The organism is Roseicyclus sp., from assembly GCF_052168335.1.
In the GTDB taxonomy this organism is placed as follows: Bacteria; Pseudomonadota; Alphaproteobacteria; order Rhodobacterales; family Rhodobacteraceae; genus Roseibacterium.
The window spans coordinates 1-2,388 of record NZ_JBQLZP010000227.1; the positions used below are offsets into that span (position 1 = coordinate 1).

At 71.7% G+C, this 2,388-nt stretch carries 3 protein-coding genes; all 3 read right to left on the reverse strand.

The genetic code is table 11. From position 1 onward, the window contains the following. A partial coding sequence (locus tag ACTS11_RS07075) for a GNAT family N-acetyltransferase (RefSeq protein WP_442639626.1) occupies window positions 1-497 on the reverse strand: 497 nt, incomplete at its 3' end. Beyond that, a complete protein-coding gene (locus ACTS11_RS07080; RefSeq protein WP_442639627.1) occupies window positions 494-1,102 on the reverse strand; it encodes a glutathione S-transferase in 609 nt (202 codons plus the stop codon). The genes ACTS11_RS07080 and ACTS11_RS07075, both read right to left, overlap by 4 nt. An 82-nt stretch (window positions 1,103-1,184) precedes the next feature. Then, a partial coding sequence (gene mtaB / locus ACTS11_RS07085) for a tRNA (N(6)-L-threonylcarbamoyladenosine(37)-C(2))-methylthiotransferase MtaB (RefSeq protein ID WP_442639628.1) occupies window positions 1,185-2,388 on the reverse strand: 1,204 nt, incomplete at its 5' end.

Sequence of the window (2,388 nt, forward strand, 5' to 3'; positions counted from 1 at the left end):
CTGCCAATGGAAGGGGTTGCGGGTCCGGCGTCGGGGAAGGCCGCGCGATTCCCCCGGTCGTCCGGGCGCGCAGCGAGATCGAGGCGCATGTGCCGGTGCAGGATGCCCGAACCGTCGTCGAATTCGGGGCCCTCCGCGACGAAGCCGAGGCGCTCGTAGAAGGGGAGGGCGTAGGTCTGCGCGTCGAGCGCGCCCTCGGTGAAGCCCCGCGCGCGCGCATGGTCCAGAACGTGCCGCATCAGCGCGAGGCCGAGGCCGGTGCCGCGCGCCTGCCGCAAGACGGCGACGCGCCCGATCTTGGCCGTGCCGCCCCTCGCGATCAGCCGTGCGGTAGCCGTCGGGACGCCGTCCACGTCGCCGAGGAAGTGGACCGCCCCGGCGTCGTGCTCGTCCCACTCCTCGGCCTCGGGGATCTCCTGCTCGACGATGAAGACCGCGCGGCGGATGTCGAAGCAGGTCTGCCGCGCGGCTTCGGTCTGCGCGACGGCGATCCTCATGTCGCGGGCGGGACGGTCGCCGTCATCGAGGGGCGCGCGGCGAAGGCTTCGTACCAGGCGGCGAGGCCCGGCCGCCCGTCGCGCCAGTTCCGCTCGCCGTGGCGGAGGTCGAGATACCCCAGCGCGCAGCCGAGCGCGACCTGCCCCATGTGCACGGGGCCCTCGAGATGGCTGAGCCAGTTGCGCTCCACCGCGTCGAGGGCGCGGGCGACCTTGGTCCACTGCGCCTCGAACCAGACGTCCCACCACAACTCCTCCGGGCGGAAGCGCTTCTCGTAGACGATGGCGAGCGCGGCTTCCATGATGCCGTCCGCCGTCGCCTCGAGGGTCAGAACCTCCCAGAGGCGGGCCTGAGGGTAGAGCCCCGCCTGCGCACGGTCGTCGAGATAGCGGCAGATCACGTTGCTGTCGTAGATCGTCGGCCCGTCCTCGCGCACCAGCGCGGGGATCTTGCCGAGCGGGTTCGCCGTGTTCACGCGGTCCTCGCCGCCCATGGGCGACGCCGTGACCTGCACGTAGTCCACGTCCGCGATGCCGGCCTCGAGCATCAGGACGCGCACCTTGCGGACGAAGGGCGAGGCGTTGGATCCGAGAACCTGCGGCATGGGGATGCGCTCCTGTGGGTGTGCCTGTTGCTGCGGGTGTAGCCCCGGCGCCGTGGCTTGTCCATTTGGGCGGAGAGCGACCTCAGGCGAGGAGCAGTCGCCCGTCGTGCCCCGTGACGGTGGCGCGGACGATCGCGCCTTCCGGCCTGTCCTCGGCGAATGCGACCTCGGTGAACTGCTCCGTCCGGCCCATGCGGGGGGATTCCATCAGGACGGTGTGCGTGCGTCCGACCTGCGCGGCGAGGTGGGCGGCCACGGCCTTCTCGCCTTCCGCCCGCAGCCGCGCGGCGCGCTCGCGGATCGTCGCGCCGTCCACCTGCGGCATCCGCGCGGCGGGCGTGCCCTTGCGCGGCGAGTAGGGGAAGACGTGGAGCCAGGTCAGCCCGCAATCCGCGACGAGGCGGAGCGAGTTCTCGAACTGCGCCTCGGTCTCGGTCGGGAAACCCGCGATGATGTCGGCGCCGAAGGTGATCCCGGGCCGCAGCGCCCGCGCCTCCTGACAGAAGCGGATCGCGTCGTCGCGCAGGTGCCGCCGCTTCATCCGCTTCAGGATCAGGTCGTCGCCATGCTGGAGCGAAAGGTGGAGATGCGGCATCAGGCGCGGCTCGGTGGCGATGGCGGCCATCAGGTTCTCGTCCGCCTCGATCGAGTCGATCGAGCTGATCCTGAGCCTGGGCAGGTCCGGCACGAGGCGCAGGATGCGCATGACGAGATCGCCGAGCCTCGGCTCGCCCGGGAGGTCCGCGCCCCAGCTCGTGAGGTCCACGCCGGTCAGCACGACCTCGTTGTAGCCGCGATCCCGCAGACGCCGGATCTGGTCCACCACGACGCCCGCCGGGACCGACCGCGAGTTCCCGCGCCCGTAGGGGATGATGCAGAAGGTGCAGCGGTGGTCGCAGCCGTTCTGCACCTGGACGTAGGCGCGCGACCGGGTGCCGAAGCCGTCGATCAGGTGGCCGGCCGTCTCCCGCACCGACATGATGTCGTCGACCTGCACCTTCTCGGTCTCGCCGATGAAGTCGGCGGCGAGGCCCCGCCACGTTTCGGGGCGCATCTTCTCGGTGTTGCCGATGACGAGGTCGACCTCGGGCATGGCGCGGAAGGTCTCGGGCTCGGTCTGCGCGGCGCAGCCCGTGACGACGAGCCGCGCCTCGGGATGCGCGCGGCGGAGGCGCCGGATCTCCTGCCGCGCCTTGCGGACGGCCTCGGCGGTCACGGCGCAGGTGTTCACCACGACCGCGTCGCCCACGCCCGCGGCGGCCGAGAGCTCCTTCATCGCCTCGGTC